The sequence below is a fragment of the Pseudomonas sp. GW821-FHT02A11 genome (assembly GCF_059421985.1).
In genome coordinates this window covers 213,301-227,754 of sequence record NZ_JBWKWB010000003.1, presented here as the reverse complement: position 1 = coordinate 227,754, position 14,454 = coordinate 213,301, and the positions used below count along the sequence as shown (strand labels likewise).

The 14,454-nt window shown below is 55.7% G+C and carries 20 protein-coding genes; 6 read left to right on the top strand and 14 right to left on the bottom strand.

Annotated elements, in window-relative coordinates:
- Positions 1–4: 4 nt before the first annotated feature.
- The 6 genes from AC07V9_RS06115 to AC07V9_RS06090 form a co-directional block, all read right to left on the bottom strand.
- Positions 5–1,189, bottom strand: coding sequence for a hypothetical protein (locus AC07V9_RS06115; protein WP_495014824.1), 1,185 nt, complete (start codon positions 1,187–1,189; stop codon positions 5–7).
- Positions 1,182–1,946, bottom strand: coding sequence for a hypothetical protein (locus AC07V9_RS06110; RefSeq protein WP_495014823.1), 765 nt, complete (start codon positions 1,944–1,946; stop codon positions 1,182–1,184). The genes AC07V9_RS06115 and AC07V9_RS06110 overlap by 8 nt, the downstream gene beginning before the upstream one ends.
- Complete coding sequence (locus AC07V9_RS06105) at positions 1,943–2,593, bottom strand: hypothetical protein (protein WP_495014822.1); 651 nt, start codon at positions 2,591–2,593, stop codon at positions 1,943–1,945. The genes AC07V9_RS06110 and AC07V9_RS06105 overlap by 4 nt, the downstream gene beginning before the upstream one ends.
- A complete protein-coding gene (locus AC07V9_RS06100) occupies positions 2,580–3,470 on the bottom strand; it encodes a hypothetical protein (protein ID WP_495014821.1) in 891 nt (296 codons plus the stop codon). Before AC07V9_RS06100 ends, AC07V9_RS06105 begins: the two co-directional genes overlap by 14 nt.
- Positions 3,471–3,828: 358 nt before the next feature.
- Positions 3,829–4,122 (bottom strand): hypothetical protein, encoded by a 294-nt coding sequence (locus AC07V9_RS06095; RefSeq protein WP_495014820.1) that lies wholly within the window; start codon positions 4,120–4,122, stop codon positions 3,829–3,831.
- Between the two features lie 27 nt (positions 4,123–4,149).
- Entirely contained in the window at positions 4,150–4,461 is a 312-nt protein-coding gene (locus AC07V9_RS06090; RefSeq protein ID WP_495014819.1) for a hypothetical protein, read from the bottom strand.
- 161 nt (positions 4,462–4,622) lie between these two features.
- On the opposite strand from AC07V9_RS06090, the gene AC07V9_RS06085 reads away from it, so the two are divergent.
- Both AC07V9_RS06085 and AC07V9_RS06080 read left to right on the top strand, forming a co-directional pair.
- Complete coding sequence (locus tag AC07V9_RS06085; protein ID WP_495014818.1) at positions 4,623–5,471, top strand: hypothetical protein; 849 nt, start codon at positions 4,623–4,625, stop codon at positions 5,469–5,471.
- Between the two features lie 43 nt (positions 5,472–5,514).
- Complete coding sequence (locus AC07V9_RS06080) at positions 5,515–5,703, top strand: hypothetical protein (protein ID WP_495014817.1); 189 nt, start codon at positions 5,515–5,517, stop codon at positions 5,701–5,703.
- A 267-nt stretch (positions 5,704–5,970) separates the two neighbouring features.
- Here the strand turns inward: AC07V9_RS06080 and AC07V9_RS06075 are convergent, their stop codons facing one another.
- From AC07V9_RS06075 to AC07V9_RS06060, 4 genes are all read right to left on the bottom strand, one after another.
- A complete protein-coding gene (locus AC07V9_RS06075; protein WP_495014816.1) occupies positions 5,971–6,783 on the bottom strand; it encodes a hypothetical protein in 813 nt (270 codons plus the stop codon).
- Positions 6,784–6,858: 75 nt separating this feature from the next.
- Positions 6,859–7,251, bottom strand: coding sequence for a hypothetical protein (locus tag AC07V9_RS06070; RefSeq protein ID WP_495014815.1), 393 nt, complete (start codon positions 7,249–7,251; stop codon positions 6,859–6,861).
- A 38-nt stretch (positions 7,252–7,289) separates the two neighbouring features.
- Positions 7,290–7,580, bottom strand: coding sequence for a hypothetical protein (locus AC07V9_RS06065; RefSeq protein WP_495014814.1), 291 nt, complete (start codon positions 7,578–7,580; stop codon positions 7,290–7,292).
- The gene (locus AC07V9_RS06060; RefSeq protein ID WP_495014813.1) at positions 7,558–7,752 is read right to left on the bottom strand and encodes a hypothetical protein; all 195 of its coding nucleotides are present in this window, start codon (positions 7,750–7,752) and stop codon (positions 7,558–7,560) included. Before AC07V9_RS06060 ends, AC07V9_RS06065 begins: the two co-directional genes overlap by 23 nt.
- 53 nt (positions 7,753–7,805) lie before the next feature.
- Here AC07V9_RS06060 and AC07V9_RS06055 point away from each other — a divergent pair, with 53 nt between their 5' ends.
- On the top strand, positions 7,806–8,303 hold the full coding sequence (locus tag AC07V9_RS06055) for a hypothetical protein (protein WP_495014812.1): 498 nt from the start codon (positions 7,806–7,808) through the stop codon (positions 8,301–8,303).
- A 713-nt stretch (positions 8,304–9,016) separates the two neighbouring features.
- Here AC07V9_RS06055 and AC07V9_RS06050 read toward each other — a convergent pair.
- Together AC07V9_RS06050 and AC07V9_RS06045 are read right to left on the bottom strand one after the other, a co-directional pair.
- The gene (locus AC07V9_RS06050; protein ID WP_495014811.1) at positions 9,017–10,168 is read right to left on the bottom strand and encodes a hypothetical protein; all 1,152 of its coding nucleotides are present in this window, start codon (positions 10,166–10,168) and stop codon (positions 9,017–9,019) included.
- A 151-nt stretch (positions 10,169–10,319) separates the two neighbouring features.
- Complete coding sequence (locus AC07V9_RS06045) at positions 10,320–10,724, bottom strand: hypothetical protein (RefSeq protein ID WP_495014810.1); 405 nt, start codon at positions 10,722–10,724, stop codon at positions 10,320–10,322.
- Between the two features lie 404 nt (positions 10,725–11,128).
- On the opposite strand from AC07V9_RS06045, the gene AC07V9_RS06040 reads away from it, so the two are divergent.
- Both AC07V9_RS06040 and AC07V9_RS06035 read left to right on the top strand, forming a co-directional pair.
- Complete coding sequence (locus tag AC07V9_RS06040) at positions 11,129–11,632, top strand: hypothetical protein (protein WP_495014809.1); 504 nt, start codon at positions 11,129–11,131, stop codon at positions 11,630–11,632.
- Positions 11,633–11,695: 63 nt separating this feature from the next.
- Positions 11,696–12,382, top strand: a complete 687-nt coding sequence (locus tag AC07V9_RS06035; RefSeq protein ID WP_495014808.1) for a hypothetical protein — start codon at positions 11,696–11,698, stop codon at positions 12,380–12,382.
- A gap of 124 nt (positions 12,383–12,506) precedes the next feature.
- On the opposite strand, the gene AC07V9_RS06030 is transcribed toward AC07V9_RS06035, so the two are convergent.
- Complete coding sequence (locus AC07V9_RS06030; RefSeq protein WP_495014807.1) at positions 12,507–12,668, bottom strand: hypothetical protein; 162 nt, start codon at positions 12,666–12,668, stop codon at positions 12,507–12,509.
- A gap of 328 nt (positions 12,669–12,996) precedes the next feature.
- Between AC07V9_RS06030 and AC07V9_RS06025 the strand changes: the two genes are divergently transcribed.
- A complete protein-coding gene (locus tag AC07V9_RS06025) occupies positions 12,997–13,512 on the top strand; it encodes a glyoxalase superfamily protein (RefSeq protein ID WP_495014806.1) in 516 nt (171 codons plus the stop codon).
- Here the strand turns inward: AC07V9_RS06025 and AC07V9_RS06020 are convergent.
- Entirely contained in the window at positions 13,509–14,417 is a 909-nt protein-coding gene (locus AC07V9_RS06020) for a methyltransferase (RefSeq protein WP_495014805.1), read from the bottom strand. The two genes, AC07V9_RS06025 and AC07V9_RS06020, sit on opposite strands and share 4 nt — an antisense overlap.
- Positions 14,418–14,454: the final 37 nt, after the last annotated feature.

Below are 14,454 nucleotides of genomic sequence, written 5' to 3'. Positions count from 1 at the left end.
ATCGTCAGGGCAGCGGGCCGAGTGCCGGCTTCGATTTCTGTTTTTGGCGGATTTGGGCCATTACCTCTGGCCGGCTGATGCGTTCCAACTCTTCCTCACCTGCCTGGTGCATCCGTAGGGCATTCGCGCAGCATAGAGCTGCAAGGGTAACCATCACCCCACCCACCTCTTGGGACTTGTCACCAACCGGGCGGGCATAAACGTAGTCGACCAGCTGATGAGCAGCTTCAGCACTTGCTCCACATGCCTGCACCAACTCCAAGGCTTCCTCCAGAAACCGGTGATTACGCTCCGAACAGTCAGCAGCGATATCCGGCCCGAAGCATTCAAGCAGCCATGGGCCGACACGGGTTTGAAACGCCGCGCGCTGAAGCGATGGCCATGCGTACGCCGGCCCTTGCTCATCCAGCCACTGCTGAACGGCAGTCCCAGACCACATCTGACGAAGCATCGTGGGGAACGCGAACTGGAATAGCCCTCCGTCATGGAAGCGTGGAGGCGCAGGGCGGGTAAACAGTGACACTTCGGAACCCGGCGGCAGGCTCTCAAACTGCCGAGAGAACTCAGGGCTGAAGGTGATCAGCGGCTGACCGCTCGCTGCACCATGGTGCTCGAGCGTCAACTCAACAGCAGAGCTTTGATCCTGTAGTGCTCGGAGCTCAGCCAGTGCCGCATCACGTTCAGCCTCGATGCCTGCAATGGTGTCGTACAGGAAGTTCCTGATGTCTCCCGACCCAGGGCGTTCCTTGTCGAGCAATACCTGAAGCATCTCGATGTGATCACTCACGACGCCCGGGGGGCTTGATTGCGCGGGTTCGTGTTTCTTCACTGCTTCGCGAACCTGAAGACGGTAATCTGGGTCCATGGCCACGTTGTAAAAGCCAAGTTCACTTATTTTGAGTGATTCCCTGAGAAGGGAAAGCATCTCGCTGTTAGCGGTTTGCAGTGACTTTCGGGCTTCTTCGGTGGTGCGAAACCTTGCCTGCAGCCGATCGAGCTGACGTGCCAATGACTCCTCGCGAGGGCTTGGAGGCGCTGGCGGTGCGACGTCGCATGCCGCCTGCCAGGCGTCGGCCATGTTCACATCGTCGATGCAGCGCTGTTTGGCGTACCAAGCTTCAGCGAAAGCGACCTCCATATCATCAGTAAGCGGTACCGGCACAGTTCTCCAGCCGCGGACATCATTCATCTTTGAGTTCCTTTTCCTCTGATGCAGCACTGCCGGCATTTTTGAGTTTGTTTCCGAATCCAACTGCGGAAAGGGCAGCTTCGATCTGTGGCAGCACCTCATTTGTTGCCCACACCACCCATTCCTGACGTTGCCAAAAAACGGGTTGATCGTCGCTGGAGATCTTTATTCGGTGAGCACGGCCTGTATTCACCGAACTCAGCACCGATCGGGCCTCACACAAGGCCTGCACCAGGAGTGCGTCGGACATGATGTCCTGACCACCTTCGAGCGCTGTCTTCATCCGCTTCGTCAGTGAGGCATTGAACGGAAAATTGCCGTGATCGAACGCCTCCTGCAAAAGCCGCAATAGCACCTGGCGCTGCCCCAGATGCTCATCGTTCAGGGCGTGCAACGCACCACTCGAAGCCCTGGTTTCAAGCCCGATCCGGCTCTGTAATCGATGAAGCTTGTTCTTGAGATGTGCCGAATCTGAATCCCGCTGGTGGATCACTTTCCTGAGGGCATCAATTTCATCCTGCATGAATGCAGTAGCGGTCTTGTCCGGGAAGCCATCGTCACTCGCCTCCAAGCTTGCTTCATGCACCACTTGCCAGGGATTCGGCAAATCGGCGTGTCCAGGCAGCTCCAATTGTGTAGGTTGGAAGTTCGCCTCAAGCCAAGATGCCAACTTTCCTTCTTCCATGTTGGCTGCCGCCGCAGGGAAGTCAGTTGCGAACTGCCGGCTTAGCGTTTGGAGGTGTTCGTTGTTCATCATGCGTGTGCCTTCTTAAATTCGATGCGCCAGACCCAAGGGTTTACATTCCAACTTCTGAGGCCATGTTTGTGCTCCCAGCGGTCAATGAAGGCTTCGCGCGCCGTTTCCCAAGGGGTAACCAAACGGCTGGGACCTTCGCGCCCAGCCCAGACGCCACTGGAATCACGAAGATGACGAACACCGCTGGCAATGATCTGCTCAGCAGTGATGTCGTGAAGGCGTTCAACGCTCAGACTTGTCATCTCAAGCAGCAGACGGCTTGCCTTTCGCGGCATGCACCGGCTTGACCGCCAGCGGAATGGCACGTGCTCGTCGTGCTCCGGGCTGTATATCCCGCGCACACCATCCTTCAATTCGATCTCATAGCTGCGATCGTCGTCGGCGCGATACCAAGTATCGGTATAGGGATAGTGCCTGGCGAAGTCTTGGCTCCAGGCTTCGCGGACCCACATGGGCTCGCCGGGGTGGCCGAAGGGGCAGAGTTGGTGCGCTTTGCTTGCGACCCACTCAGGTGTGTGGTCAATGAGCCACTGCGCTGCAGCGCGCTTAACAATGCGGCGGACAACGGTGCTTGTGCCGTCTTGCGCTGCTCGGACCTCTTGGGCTGTGAACTCAATGGCACGGGCTTGGAGTTTATTCGCCAGCATCGATGTTGGCCCCCGTAGCAACGTCGACCTTGGCGCGGCCCACCTGGTCGTACAGCTCATCTCGCTGCGCCTCACACTCCTGCAGAGCATCCAGCAGCAAGCCAGCCCGGTCACTCTCGCCCTGTGCAATCTGACGCAGCTTGTTAGCAATCCCCAGTTCGGAACGGATGGCCGCGTGGTTGTCGGCCAGCCAGGTTAATGCTCCGGGGTTATTGCTCAGCCAGTCGTTATCGCTTTCGACATAGTCGAGCTCTTGATCGCCAGAAGGCATTGATCCGTATGGGCGGCGGCCAGTCATTGCCGGCATCTCCTCAAGCTCGGGCTGTGCTACGAACTCCGGCGGGAGAGGGATATGTTTGCGGTTTACGGCATTCCAGTTCTGCGGAAGTCCCGCTTCGGTGAAGGCTTGGACCGATTTTCTGCAATCGGGGCAGCGGACCGCAAAGTAGGCGTTGTCTTGTCCACAACGCTCTCTGAGCAATTCCCCTGTAAAGCCGCAGTTGCAGATTCGAAACGATGTCGCTTGCTTCGCGCCGTCGTAGAGACTTTTGTACAAGGTCACGCGGCCGTGCAGGTAGGCAATCATGGTCTCCCGATCTGCCGCGCGCCCCTCTGCCTGGATGAGTGCCTGCACGTCATACATTTGGATGAGAGGCTGACCAGCCGCCTGATAGGTCATTGCGCGGTCTTTGTTGGTGATCAGCATCATGTTCTCCCGCAGCCAGCCATAGGGCTCAGGCACGAGGGACTGCCCGGGCAGAAAATCTGCTACGCCGGTATGGGCATCCAGTACGGAATCGATTGCCTGTCGATCGGCAGGCGTTGCGTTCTCGCGCAATGTGCGCAGGACGTTTTCAAGAGCTTCAATACGGTTCATGCCGGTATCCCTGGGGCGAATGTAAGGCGTCCAGTGTGGTGGCGGTGACTATGTGCCAGAAGCACGCACTACCTGAGATAAAGGCTAACGCGAGAGGTGAGGCAACCCTAGCCAAAACAGGGTCACCAAATTCATTGGAAGATTCAGATTGGATCTGAAGGGGAGGAGGGTGCTTTGACTTTCTCAAGGGCGGTAATGGCTTGACGACGCGCCACTTGCAGCGCCTCCGAGGGCATTTCGCCAATCGCCGTTTGGTCGACTGTACCCTCATGCTCCAGAAGGTCTGCCAGTGCTACACGAAGGACGTCCCGCTCCGAAATTGCCTGAATGAGAGCGCAACGTAGTTGCTCGACCTCACTCATTGCGGCCGCTCGCTGCGCTTGTTGATCTGCGCGAGATTGTCATTGAAATAGGAGATGCACGCATCCAGTCCTAAGGGGATCAGCTTTGTGTAAGCTTCGCGGTGATCACCGTTCAGGATGTAGAAGGCCTGCATCCGTCCGACAACCAAAGCGGTGGTTTGGCAGCCATAAATGCTGATGTCATGGTCGTTGTGGCTGATGAAAAACCCTTCGCCATCCACAGTTGTGTTCGGCTGAATAATCGGGACCTGGAGGCCCGAGGCGAGTGTGAGGATGTGAGCGCTAGTCATTTGTGCGACTCCTTGACTGTAAAAATTCTACTCGCGGCCGATAACGATCGAGCTGGTGAGTCCTTGGGTGAGCGACAAGAAGGTGTCCAGCTCGTCACTTGTGACCTTCAGGCATTTGGTTGCTTTAAATGCGACACGGCGCGAAGAGTCATTGCACGTCCAGATGAGATCTGCATCCTCGACTGCTTCACCATTGTCGCCGTGCCAGAGTACCGCCCGCTTACAGGCTTCAGTTTCATCTACGGCCTCAACAGGTACATAGGCCTCTGCGATTGTGCCGAACTCAAAGCCGAACTGGCCGAGCTCCCTGCATGTGACGCGAACTACGAACAGGCTCATGGTGACTTTTGTCCTCGTGAGTACGTGATTGATGTACCCATGATGACTGCAGGCACCGCGTGCCAGAACCCCTCCTATGATGACGGGACCGAAAGCTTTACGAACCCTGATTGGTCATCCTGTGACCTGGTCGTTATGGTGGTTGGAAGCCTAAATCCGCCATGGAGTGGATTGCTAAATTGGTTGCTTACCGCACCTTGGAATTGATTAGGAGAACTGGAATGAAGCGAGGGCTACTGGCCACGTTTTTGACGATGGCAGCACTAGCATTGACCGGCTGCGGAGACAATGGCCAAAGTGAAATTGATACGTTGAAATCGACAGCCCTCAAGCAGGACACTCCTTGGGATGGATACAACCTGATCTTAGAGGAGATGGAGTTTAGCTGGTCCAAATGCAATGGGGTTTGCTCTGATGGGCGTTACGTCGCACTGAAGTCAGCCGATAGCACGATGCTTAGCCTATTTCGGAAGGCGCTCGACGAGTCAGACCCACGAGCCTATTCCGAATTGTACGTAAAGACACCCTGGGCTCTAAGCAGGGCAGTGTCCGTGGCCGATATCGAAGCCATTAGAAGGGACTATGTTTCCAAGCTAATTACCATGGTGGACGCTACGAAATCATCCCCTGAAAATCCGGCTCTTCTTGATATTGCGGGATACGTGACTGCTGAAGGGCGCTACGTCCACCGTGATTATCAACAAGCCATTGAATACCTGCACCGGGCCTGGCTCGCCGGATCTACCATTGCGGCGGCGACGGCAGCCCATACCTCAATGGATAACCATGACCCGATCAATGCATACCTTTGGGGGTTGCGGTGTATCGGAGAATGCGATTTGCACAGAGCTGAGCTGGATTCGTTCGCGCGTAGTTTGAGCTTAGAGACAATTCGAAGAACACAGCAAGCAGTGACGGATCGATCTGTAAGCTCCCTCGAGGATTTTGACGTGTCTGAGCCTCGTCAGCAAAATACACAAACTGAACCTGCAGTGGTGAAGGACACTTGAGTGGTCTGGCAACTTTTGCAATCAGATTAGATAAGGAATATTTATGCAGTACCTGTTTATCGTCATTGCCGTTGTCGCCATTGTCTTATTCTCAGCTGCGCATGGACTGACGTCCATTGGCCAATTTATGGATTACACTCGGGATGGCATGCTGTCTCTGATCATGTGGCTGGCAGTTGTCATCGTATTAATGGGTGTTGTACTTGTCGTCCTGCGCTGGGGTCGCAGATAGTCTCTTACCGAAAATGATGAATGATCAAACCCCGGCCGAGCTGGGGTTTTTAGAGAAGGCCAAGCACTCCCGGCAGTGGCCGATCACTCTGAAAGTAGCTCTGAGGTGTTGGTTGCGACGGTGGAAGTCTGCTAGTTCCGATTCCCCAGGTGCCGCCCGATCGAAGCTTGCGACTGCTGTTCGACGAATGTCGACCGGGCGTGAATGATACTGAGTGCTTTCTTCTTCAAGCGATCTTTGAGGCCCCTGCTCGGGGCTATTGGCCCTTTAAGTGACTTCGGCAATGCGAGCTTCTGACAGCGCTTGGTCTATTTCGTCAAGCTCGGTTTCTGTTAGCACAGGCGATAGGCCACGATGGCTGTATTTGCTCAGCAGAGATTCCAGTTTCTCGTTTCGGATTTGAAGCTCGTCGCGTGCTCCCGCTGCAAATTGGAAGTTCGCATCGCGGATCTGGAGTGTTGCTCGCAGTGCCCGGGTTACGCTCAGATTCCGTTCCAGACTGGACTCAGCATGGGCTACGTCGTCACGCAGCTTGTTACGATCAGCCTGCAGGTACAAGGCTGTCTCGCCGTATGCGGTCGCCACCGCTTTCCAGTGCGCCAACTCGGCTTCAAGAGCGTTGATGTAGGGATCATGGGCCGTGCATGCGCTGTTCCAGGCATCGGCTTTGTGCTCCCCGTGCCGGTCTGGATAATCATCTTCGGTTTTGCGCATTGGCCGGCCGGTAAGAATGCCAATAGCCCCCGAGATCGGATGCAGCAATTTGTCGATTGCACGGCCGGCCTCATTATTCGTGTGTTCAGCCCGAACCGTCAGCAGTTCGTTTTCCAGCATGGACGTTTGACGAACCTTATCCTGCGGGACTTTCGGGGGAAGGGACATTGGGACATCGATTAGCCCCAGGGCCGCGGCCTCATCGCTGGCAGTCTCGAGAAGATAGATGTCCTCTGTCCCGATAAAGGCGATAGGGGTGCCCTCGGGAGTCATGTAGCGCCAGCGAAGGTCCTCACCGTAGAGGACCTGGCTGACCGTTGGGTGGATCTTTGAGACGTGCGCAAGAGCTTTGATGATGGTTTGCATCGTTCACCTGATTGGGATGGATCGGATGCAAACATTCTGCTGGCGAGGGTTCCGTGCCAGAAGCAACCGGGATTATTAATCCGGGGCCCAAGCTTTCCGTGAGATCGTGGGTTTCCCATGCGCGGCTCGAAAGCATGCCTGAGCATCCTCCAGCGCCTGGGCTGTGTGGTTGCGAGCAGCAGTCGAGGCCACCGTGATTGCCCGATCAACATCGTTCTCGCAACTTGCGTACACGCAAACCATTGCCTCAGTTCTGCTGAGCATCAGCTCAGCCTTCATCAAAGCATCGACTCTGATTCGTTTCCGGTGTGCTGTTTTGAACACCGCCTCGCTTTTCTGGGCAGGGATGCTGACTACGTCGATGGTCAACTTGCCTTCGGACGTGGCAGTCATGACGACGCGATAGAGGGTTAATTCAAATTCCTGGGGTTGGGATTTAACGCCTGCATCTTGGTCAGAGACCATCACACCTTACTCCACATGACAGGCCTGAGTATTCCGGCTGTTTATACAGCCGACCACTGCCGGCGATGTTTATCAAATGTGATCTTTCCGGCCTTCCGCAGGGATTGCAGGCGGCGGTCGGTCACTCGAAAGGCATCATCACCCGGCTCAATCGCCTGGTTCAGATCGTCCATCAACACCCGAAGGGCGCTGAACTCGGTGTGTCCACTCTTGATCAGCGCCAGCAGCTTGTCGTCGTAGTCTTGATATTTGCTCACATGCACCTCGAGTAAGTCATAGTGTTCGTAACTTAATGCACTCAAAGATTCGTCAGCGTGCGTATTTTTGGGCATAGGCCAAGGCTCCTTTTTTGGTGCCATGGCCGCCGTCATTCCAGATCGAACCATCAGCAAACTGCACCGTCACCCGCCAGTCTCGCATTGCCGAGCGGCGACCAGTAGAGAAGTCGCGCCGGCAAGCGTAGGCGTTGATCGCTTTGACAGGCTTGTCATTGATGGTGATCATTTCCGATGCCCTGATGTGCTGAATGGGATTTTCAGTTTCAGGCAGAATGCTCAGTGTCAGAACCGCTGAAGATCGAAATCATACGAGGACCGATCGTTGTGGCCTTTCTCAAAATTGATAGCTCTCCTCCAGGGCAGCAGAAAATCACGAGCGACCAAGTGGATATGTCAAACAAATCATCTGCGCCTGGCCAGAAAACAGTGGCCACTGCACCTGCGGGCGGCCACCTCGAAACGCTGATCACGGTCGGGCAGCGAAACAACGCACCCACGTCGTACCACCCTACGGATCACCTCTACTGCTTCCACATCGATCTGAAACGACCTGATAAACCATTTGTCTTTGAGGAGATCGTTGGCGGGGGGCATGTAACTCAAGGTGGGGCAATCAATCTAGCTGGAAACGAGTTGGAGTCCTGGATGGGGAATTGGAGGGACCATATGAGACTTGCTGGCTGTTCTTGGGTTGAAGGGGTGGTTGACCAGAGACCTAACGCTACGGACCAGGAATTGGTCGACGCCATTCTTGAAATGCGCCTTGCCACCCTCTAAACCATGACCCTCCCTCAGGACACTGCTTATTGCTGGGCAGCCGTCAGTAGCAATTCTGCTCGTGGGTTACCCCTCGCGCGGTACCGGGCTGCGACAAAGATTGTGGCTGGGGCCCAGATCCCTACAAAGTCGCAAATCAGTTGTGCCCATTGGATGTAGCCCCGTGGCGGCCCACCGTAAACGGACTCAAAGGGTTGAACGCCGACCTCCCAAGAAATTGACCAAAACCACATGGCTCCGGCGCTCATAAACGCCGCCGGGATTGATCTTGCAAGGGCAGGGCAGTCCTTCACGTACTGAAGCATCATCACCGTGCCGATGAGATAGAACGGGATGAGGATGGTACATGCGAACTTTCGAAAGCCCCGATCCAGGGCCAATGGCATCCAGTCCGGCCATCTCAAGAACAAGGGGAACAAGCACAAGCCAGCCAGCGCAGCGATGAGGTTCAAGCGCCGGCCACGCTGGGTCCCAAAAGATCGGATCAGCGCCCACCCGGCAAGGGTACATCCGGCAAAGCCAACGCAGTGGGCAAGCTCTCTCGGTCCAAACCCCCAGGCAGGATTGTTGCCGATGGCATACAACGGAGCGAAATGGACGGAGATCGTAGTCTCAAAGCCCAAGGCGATCAGTATCAAACCGAGCAGCCCGACGGCGAGTGTCTTTCCTGGATTCATAGCCTGAACAGTCCTCTTGGAAGTGGGCGCTTGTGCCTACCGGTAGAACAGCACTCGGAACTGTACAATCTTGCCGAGCATGTATCGGACAGCGCCCCAAACTGTGATGTGCCCAGCCGCAACGCCAACCAGACCAGCCACGACCAAAGGCCAATCATATGGGGCATCACTGAACAACGTTCCCGCGGCCAGTACGCCCATCGCAAACACAGATCCATAGTGCAGCGCGCTGCGGGAATCAGTCGACACGAGGCATTTCAGCAGAAGCAGCACGAAAACGGCACCAAAGGTAAGAAGGATTGGACCTTGCAGATGGTGGGCCAGAATCATAGCCTCAGTGGGCGGAATTAACAGAGCGAGCACCAGCACAGCGATTACCCCTATTGGGTACCGGAGGTTCGAGAGCTCTTTGCCGGAGTTAAGGATCGACCAGCTGGCCTGAACGATACCGAACATGCAGCACACAGCCCACATCAGTCGCAACGGCCCCTCATGGCCGCTGGCTTGAAGGCCGACCACACCGCCAGCCGTAAGTAGGGTGCCCATCGCTGCGATGCCGCGAATGATCAGCTGGTTGTTGCGGACCGGGTTTTTGAAGGTGGTGAGCGATCGCAGCGCTCGTTTGATTTGAGCCCCTGGCTTATGCCTGACGTAGTCGACAGTGAAATTCGTTTCAGCGTCATGATGGATCGCGGCTTCATGAATCGCATCGACTCCGTCCTTACCTGCCTGCAAACATGGGCGCGCGTATTTTGCTCCACTCCCAATCGCAGAGGGGATCCTAGTGACGTCGACTACGGTAGGGGTAATCCCGATCTTCGAAGTCACCTGCCAGCAGTGAGTGTCCGTCAGAACAAACAACCACGCAGGTTGGACGATATCTTTCTGGACCTCCAAAGCATGCTGAATGAGATCGTTGCTCAGAGGGTCAGCAGGCCTCTTGTAGACGTCCTCATCTCGCTCCCCGTCGAGTAACCACTTGATCAGCCGATTGCCAGCCCCGACGTTGCCAGCGGCTCCAATCGCGATGATTGGTGAGTTTTCAAACGTGACGGGCTTTGTTGGCGCGAACAGCTTGGGGTTGTTTTCCCAGTCCGGAGCTGAATGTATTCCCGTCAGAGAAGCGGCGTCGATGCTGACAAGGGTGTCCGCGCTGAGAGACTTTAAATCCCAAGTAATGGTTGTCAAATGGCACCTATAGAAATGGAAAGCGGTACGACTCAAAGCCGCAGGCCGGATTTTGCATGGTTGAAGTGCGGTGCACCACCCAATGGTGCGAAGGCTCAGTAGCCAGAAGGTCCGCTGGCGTCAGCAGACCATCTCCGGCTGTAGGCCAGATTCACGCAATGGTGCTTGGAAGCAGCGACACTTGCAGGGCTGGGGGCGTGGCCTGCTCTGGCGCGACCAGTCGGTGCTCGCGAGGGGCATATCCCAATTCGAGCAGCCAGTCGCGAACCACCGTCGCGGTTTCAAGGCCACTGAGTAGTGCCGCGGCAAGACTGTCCTCGTCAGATCGTTCCAGACGTTCAAACCACAGGCACGAGTCGTAGTCCTCAGCTTCGTCTGGAGCCTGCGCATTCAGCTCCGCTGCCGCTGTGCCGGCTAGCGACAACAGAACACCGTGCCCCACATTGACGACTGAAATGTCTGTCACTTCTTCGCGCTCTTCGACGTGATTGACCAACGCAAGAAACAGCACGCCGACGTCGTCCAGATCCATGCGGCCAGTGTTAGAAGAAATCATGATATGCGCCTCTGATGGGGTTAATTTCGATACCCTCAGTATCTGTTCGGCCTGAGTGTGTCAGAACCATCGACTGGTCATTTATTGAGTGTCGGCTCGCTCAATATCCTCTGGAATGGGCAATGACCGCCGCTGGGATATACAGCCTGGTTGGAATGCTCTTTGAACGGCCGCTTTGAGTGGGCTCGTGCCGCAATGGTCAAGAAATCTCTGACTCAGCAGATACAGCACGTGCCCTTGCCCCGGCCGTTATCTTCTAAAGACTCGAACTGATAGTTGGCGGCGTGGACCCGAAGTTACAGGGTGGTGGCACACATTCAGATGGCCAAAAATGGCCACAACAGTCTGGAAGCTCGCTTGAAGCGATTGTCCAGGCATCCACTTCCCTGAACTCGAGATAACAGATGTCAGACTCGATTACTCCCCTTGAAATTGACCTCACCCTCTATACCCGCAAGCGACTCATCGTCACAATGCGCGTCGCAAAAAATGGGGACACAACTCCCCAGATTGTTCTGGAAGCCGAGGATGGGTCAGGAACCGCAGTGGCTTTGTTCGGACAAGATTCGCCAGCCGCACGGGCCGACGCCGCCCGCATGATGAATCTGTGGAACGCTACGTTGCGCACAAGCCCTCAGTTGACGACGATTGAGGCACTGCGCCTCACTCTTGAGTGGATCGACAGCATCCCTCCAGAGACCGTTTTACCTGCAATGCCTGGCTTTGACAGGGATTGGGTCGACACTTTTCTTGAGCCAGCACCAAACGGCATGCCTCTGAACTCCATAGAGGAAGCACTGGAATTGGCGATCGAATGGGTTAAGGCCGTTCCAGTGTCTGTCCGGGACCGACTCAAGCACTTTGATATCGACAGGGTTGAATCTGCAATCACGACCCCCGGCGTTTAGCTGGGCTTACAAATTCATGCTGTCTTCGCTGGCAGCTAGCGAATTCTGATCGAAGGAAATGAAATGTTGTATCTGTTCTGTTGCTTCGTAGTGATGCTTATCACGGTGAAAGAGATGCTTGACCTCATCAGTGGGAACTTCGCTTTTATCACCGGTAAAAATAATGTTCAGCCCAGCCCTTGGACCACGATGATTGGTATGGCGATGTGCATTGCGTACATGTTGCCATTAATCCTGACCTTCAAAATGTCCATTCAAATGGCCTCGGAGCAAGGGCTTCCATCGGATGACAACCGTTCGATGGCGTGGGGGCTGCTGGTCGGCGCTGCACTGGTGCTGACCTATGCACTGCGGCGATGGAGACTTACACTTGAAGATGAACGCAAAGGCTTTTGGTCGATTGGGCGCACGCTGATTCTTGGGCTCGCGGTTGTTGTAGGTGCTATGACATCTCTGTCTCACCTCACTTTCTATCGGAGTGCAAAAGACGGCTTTGCCAACGTTGGAATTCTCAAGCAGATGGGGCTGATTAAGGACATGGATAACTGCCCCGGTGAAATCGCATTTGTCCACTTCAACACTGGCTCAGGGCCGCTGTCTTATCGCTGCCCGACCTCTATAGTGTTCGGCTCCCACAGCTCGCAGCCTCTCGCCCCATGGCCAGATTACGTCACGGGCCAGAGCCAAGACCTTGCTGATGCAGCAAAGAAGCTGATGGACTCAGCCAAAAAGCCCGGCGAGCCTGAGTAATAAACCGACGGATTTTCGGGCTCCCTCCAAACCCGGAGGAGTCGGCGTTGATCGTTATACTGAGATTCGGGGCCTGGTTCCCTCATGAGGCAGGCACCTATCAACCATTGGGAAAGCAAGCATGTCATGGGTTAAAGCCGACGATCGACTCCCGCCAACCGGGACTGAAATGAACTGCAAGCTGCAGCACTGGCACACTAAGGGCATCACCGAGCATCGCTTGAGGAAGGTGGACGAAAGTGATTGCTCCTGGCGCGTTGTGCCTGGTGATGATGAGGTCAGCCATGACTGGAACGTCATTGAGTGGTTTGACGAAAAGGCTGAGACCAGCGCTGCGCCGGCGGTATAGCGGATTCGCCGCTTGATCAAGAGCCCGCAACCGGATGTGCACCGGGCGTAGGTACACATTCCGGTGTTCTGAAGTGCTATTTGGCATGGTGCTGCCATCCCAAATACCATTCAATCAAGGCCGCCCACAGCCTGTCGTCCTCGCCCATTCTGGGTCCGGTGAATGTGGGTGCTAAACACGCTTGTTGGCAGTCAATGTCAGGCAGCGAGAATGAGGACACCGCCAACGTATATCGTTTGCCTGGCTCACATTGGACACCAACGAAATGTCTCAAGCCCTGAAAGTCCGCGCGAAGAATCTACGCCGCGGATTGTCTGCCTTGCTCCGTGTTTCCGTCACTCACTCACAAGCTCTGGAATTGGTCGCAGTTGAGGAGAACTATCCAAGCTGGGATGCAGCCTGCGCCGCATTCGGCCGGCCGCCAGCTGTACCAGATCAAGAGCATCCCGCCCCCAAGGTCGGCGTCAAGATGCAGCTTGAGGAGTGTGAAAGGCAGCTTCAGCTGCGGGAGGAAGAGTTGCGGGAGGTGGAAGTCTCACTGGATCTCACCCCGATTAAACTTCGCGAAACTGCGTTCAAGTCGCTGAAGGACTGTTTGCTACTCATCAGAGCGTCAAAAGGCATGCCCGAGTTGGTATATCTGCTCTCGGATGCCGCCCACAATCTCCCCCAAGCGCTAATGGCCGAAGATCTGGATCAGATCAAGCGGTACACGATCTTGGCGGTCCACGGGGCCCGGAAGGCCCGCGCGATCGATAGGATTCAGTCTGCTCGGGCTTAGGCAACGTCAAACAGAGAGAGCTGCGATTGGGCCTGTGCGACTTGTGGCTGTTTGGTCGGCCGCTTCTGTGGCGTGGCGATGATAGGTCGAGCAACCATGGCTGGTGCTGGTGCTGGTGCTGGTGCTGGTGCAGGTGCTGGTGCAGGCTTGGCCACGTGGCTCACGATCTCCCTCACTGCCGGCTGGCGCTCACTGAAGTCGCACAGGACGATTTCACACATCGGGCTAACGCCATGCCACTCTTCGAGGTAGCTGGACGTGTCCAAGCCGCAGTTGTGGTCTAGTACCAGACCGGTTTGGTCCATGAATTTCTGGCAGTCGGCGGTGATCTCTACGCTGTAGGAAGGCCGGCCGGAATAGCGGAAGGGTGCGGAGGACTGAGGGATGATGAAGGCTCCGTAGTCAGCCATCTTGCTCGCGACCTCGATCACCTTGTATTCAAAACGCGCGCCTGTGTAGCTGCCGGCGAACGCCTTGCCTGTTTTCACAGCCCCAAAGGGCGGGTTTGAAATGGCAACGTTGAATCGGCCCAGATCACCAAGGGAGAAGACATCACTCACGATCCACTCGGCCTCCGGAAGCACGCGCTTGCCTACCGCCGCATAGTCGGGGTTCAGTTCGACGCATACGATGCGCTTTGCGCGGTCGCGGCAAGCGAAGGCCAAGCGGCCGATCCCTGCGCAAAGGTCAATCATCGACCCACAATCAGGGACCTCTACGCACAAGTCATTGGAAAGACCCTCAGGCGTAAAGAAGGCGCCGAACAGGCCATTCATGCTCGAGGCCGACTCTTGGAAGTTGTCCAGGATGAAGTATTTATCATCCTCACGCAGTACCTTGTCTGAGTGGACGAGGTCGAGGGCTTGTTGGTGTTTCTTTGCAGCAGCCGTCGATAGCTTGGCCATGATTCTTCCTTCTCCCGCCGCAGGCAGTTGCTTGAGT

Bases quoted from the DNA above. Each gene is read 5' to 3' on its own strand.
- AC07V9_RS06115 (WP_495014824.1), bottom strand. From the start codon at position 1,189: ATGAATGATGTCCGCGGCTGGAGAACTGTGCCGGTACCGCTTACTGAT.
- AC07V9_RS06110 (WP_495014823.1), bottom strand. From the start codon at position 1,946: ATGATGAACAACGAACACCTCCAAACGCTAAGCCGGCAGTTCGCAACT.
- AC07V9_RS06105 (WP_495014822.1), bottom strand. From the start codon at position 2,593: ATGCTGGCGAATAAACTCCAAGCCCGTGCCATTGAGTTCACAGCCCAA.
- AC07V9_RS06100 (WP_495014821.1), bottom strand. From the start codon at position 3,470: ATGAACCGTATTGAAGCTCTTGAAAACGTCCTGCGCACATTGCGCGAG.
- AC07V9_RS06095 (WP_495014820.1), bottom strand. From the start codon at position 4,122: ATGACTAGCGCTCACATCCTCACACTCGCCTCGGGCCTCCAGGTCCCG.
- AC07V9_RS06090 (WP_495014819.1), bottom strand. From the start codon at position 4,461: ATGAGCCTGTTCGTAGTTCGCGTCACATGCAGGGAGCTCGGCCAGTTC.
- AC07V9_RS06085 (WP_495014818.1), top strand. From the start codon at position 4,623: ATGGAGTGGATTGCTAAATTGGTTGCTTACCGCACCTTGGAATTGATT.
- AC07V9_RS06080 (WP_495014817.1), top strand. From the start codon at position 5,515: ATGCAGTACCTGTTTATCGTCATTGCCGTTGTCGCCATTGTCTTATTC.
- AC07V9_RS06075 (WP_495014816.1), bottom strand. From the start codon at position 6,783: ATGCAAACCATCATCAAAGCTCTTGCGCACGTCTCAAAGATCCACCCA.
- AC07V9_RS06065 (WP_495014814.1), bottom strand. From the start codon at position 7,580: ATGCCCAAAAATACGCACGCTGACGAATCTTTGAGTGCATTAAGTTAC.
- AC07V9_RS06060 (WP_495014813.1), bottom strand. From the start codon at position 7,752: ATGATCACCATCAATGACAAGCCTGTCAAAGCGATCAACGCCTACGCT.
- AC07V9_RS06045 (WP_495014810.1), bottom strand. From the start codon at position 10,724: ATGATTTCTTCTAACACTGGCCGCATGGATCTGGACGACGTCGGCGTG.
- AC07V9_RS06040 (WP_495014809.1), top strand. From the start codon at position 11,129: ATGTCAGACTCGATTACTCCCCTTGAAATTGACCTCACCCTCTATACC.
- AC07V9_RS06035 (WP_495014808.1), top strand. From the start codon at position 11,696: ATGTTGTATCTGTTCTGTTGCTTCGTAGTGATGCTTATCACGGTGAAA.
- AC07V9_RS06030 (WP_495014807.1), bottom strand. From the start codon at position 12,668: ATGGCTGACCTCATCATCACCAGGCACAACGCGCCAGGAGCAATCACT.
- AC07V9_RS06025 (WP_495014806.1), top strand. From the start codon at position 12,997: ATGTCTCAAGCCCTGAAAGTCCGCGCGAAGAATCTACGCCGCGGATTG.
- AC07V9_RS06020 (WP_495014805.1), bottom strand. From the start codon at position 14,417: ATGGCCAAGCTATCGACGGCTGCTGCAAAGAAACACCAACAAGCCCTC.